Below are 2,067 nucleotides of genomic sequence, written 5' to 3' on the forward strand. Positions count from 1 at the left end.
CGATAGATCGCCCCTGATCAGTCTCAGTAAGACCCGGTGCGTCGCCGCGCTGGGCCACGTCCTCCGAGATGGTGTATGAAATGGCCACCTCGCGACCTATTTCCATTAAGCAGGAATTGCCTCTACTGTCAATCCAGACTCACTAATGCTATTCTTTCCCATATCGGCCTGGGCTGCCTTCCGGCAGGCGGCGAGGATTTCCAGGCCCATATAGCGGCGCGACTCGCGCACGGGCCACCGGTGGGAGCGTCTGCAGGTTGCATTCGAGCAGGTCGGTGCATACGTCGTAGGCCACGACCCTGGTGATCCGCGGTTCGGCCGCGCCGCCGGATGGCCAGGCAGCCGCCCAGCGAGCTGCCGATCAGCGCTGCCTGGTGCAGGCCGAAGTGATCGAGCACGGCGCCGACCGCGCGATGCCACTCCGTGGTGAAGATCATCCCGCTGTCCTCGAGGGCGGCGCCCTGGCCGGGACCGTCGAAGGCGATCACCTGGTAACCGGCATGCGTGATGGCCAGCATCATCGCGAAACGGTCCTCGAGGTACCCGTCGAATCCGCCGGTGATCAGGACGCTGCCCCGGTCGGGCCGGCCCAGCCGCAAGGCCGGGAGCACACCACCGGCGTAGGGGACGGCGTCGTACTGGCCGGGGCCGATGCCGTAGACCTCCCGCACCAGTTCCAGGAACCGGGTTTGGGTCGGTGTCTTGCGCTCGTCGCCGACGGGCAGGAAGAAGTCCGCGGCTCGCAGGCAGAACGCCGCGTCGCGGCGGCGGCCCTGCGCGAGCAGCTTGTCGGCGAGGGCGAGGAACTCGCCGATGAACTGGTCGTAGTTGCTGATCCCGACGGCGACCTCGGCGACGTCGGTCAGCGCCTGCGGCGTCATCGCGGACAGCCACCGGTTGAGCTGGTAGTTGATCGAGCCGTCCGGGTGCAGGTTCACGAACCCGGGCGGGCCGTTCAGCGCGTCGACCGAAGCGATCGCCGATGCGGTGCTTGGCGCGATGCTCATGGCTCCTCCTCTAAGGCAAGCGTCTCTGCTTTAAGGACACGCCTAATGCAAGTCGAACTGTGATAAGACTGTGGTGATGACGGCAACCACACCCAGCCGCCGACCCGGCGGGCGCAGCGCACGGGTCCGTGCGGCCGTGCTCGCGGCGACGACGCAGGCGCTGCTGGAGCACGGCCTTGACGAACTGTCGGTCGCTGACGTCGCTCACCGTGCCGGAGTCCATGAGGTGTCCATCTACCGGCGCTGGGGAACGCGGGCCAACCTGGCGCTGGACGCCGTGCTGGCCGAGATCCGCACCGTCGTGCCCGAACCGGACACCGGGTCTCTTCGCGGCGACGTCCGCGCGCTGCTCTACGAGATCCGGGAGCTGGTCACCAGCCCGCTCGGCCAGACCCTGCTCCAGTTGGCCGTGCGACCCGACCTCGGCGAGTACCGGCCGGCCCGGGACGCCTTCTGGGCAGCACGCCTCGCGGTCGCCGGCCGCGTGCTCGAGCGCGCCGAATCCCGCGGCGAACTACAGCCAGGCCTCGATCGGCACGTGGCCGTGGAAACCCTTGTCGCACCGCTAAGCCTGCGCATGTTGCTCACCCGGGAACCGCTCGACGACGCCTTCATCGAGGCGGTGGCCGACCTGGTCACCGGCGGGATCCGGCGCCGACGGTGACGTCGATGGCCGCGTCGGCGAAGGCGATGATGTCCCAGCGGTGCGTGGTGTTGCTCATCACGGCGGCGCCGTGGCCGTCGCGCGGATGCAGACGCAGCAGGTTCCAGTAGCCCATGCCACCGCCGAACTGCCAGACGCCCCGCGCATCATGAAACGGGCGGAACCAGCCGAGGCCGAAATCGTACGGGCGGCCGCCGGTGCTGATGTCGGACATCGCTTCGACCGAGCCGGGGCGCAGCAGGCCGAGCCCGTCGACGCTGCCGCGGTTGGCGTGCAGCGCGACCAGCCGGGCGACGTCGGTGACCGGGCCGATCAGCCCGCCGTAGGCGGCGCCGTCGAGGTCGAACGCCTCCAGCGCCACGTACCTGCCGGTGCGTCGGCCCAAGATCCCGTGCG

General features: G+C 69.0%; 3 protein-coding genes. 1 reads left to right on the forward strand and 2 read right to left on the reverse strand.

Annotated features, from left to right (window positions below; all coding sequences use genetic code 11):
* Window positions 1-128 precede the first annotated feature (128 nt).
* Entirely contained in the window at window positions 129-1,007 is an 879-nt protein-coding gene (locus VML93_RS34460; RefSeq protein ID WP_325617695.1) for an alpha/beta fold hydrolase, read from the reverse strand.
* Window positions 1,008-1,083: 76 nt separating this feature from the next.
* Between VML93_RS34460 and VML93_RS34465 the strand changes: the two genes are divergently transcribed.
* Entirely contained in the window at window positions 1,084-1,671 is a 588-nt protein-coding gene (locus VML93_RS34465) for a TetR/AcrR family transcriptional regulator (RefSeq protein WP_325617697.1), read from the forward strand.
* Here VML93_RS34465 and VML93_RS34470 read toward each other — a convergent pair.
* Window positions 1,643-2,067, reverse strand: a 425-nt coding sequence (locus VML93_RS34470; protein WP_325617699.1) for a hypothetical protein, incomplete at its 5' end; no start/stop codon positions are given. The genes VML93_RS34465 and VML93_RS34470 overlap by 29 nt on opposite strands.

Origin of the sequence: Mycobacterium sp., from assembly GCF_035499775.1 — a bacterium.
Taxonomy (GTDB): Bacteria; Actinomycetota; Actinomycetes; order Mycobacteriales; family Mycobacteriaceae; genus Mycobacterium.

Excerpts from the sequence above, each read along its gene's own strand:
- VML93_RS34460 (WP_325617695.1), bottom strand. The coding sequence starts at position 1,007 with ATGAGCATCGCGCCAAGCACCGCATCGGCGATCGCTTCGGTCGACGCG.
- VML93_RS34465 (WP_325617697.1), top strand. The coding sequence starts at position 1,084 with ATGACGGCAACCACACCCAGCCGCCGACCCGGCGGGCGCAGCGCACGG.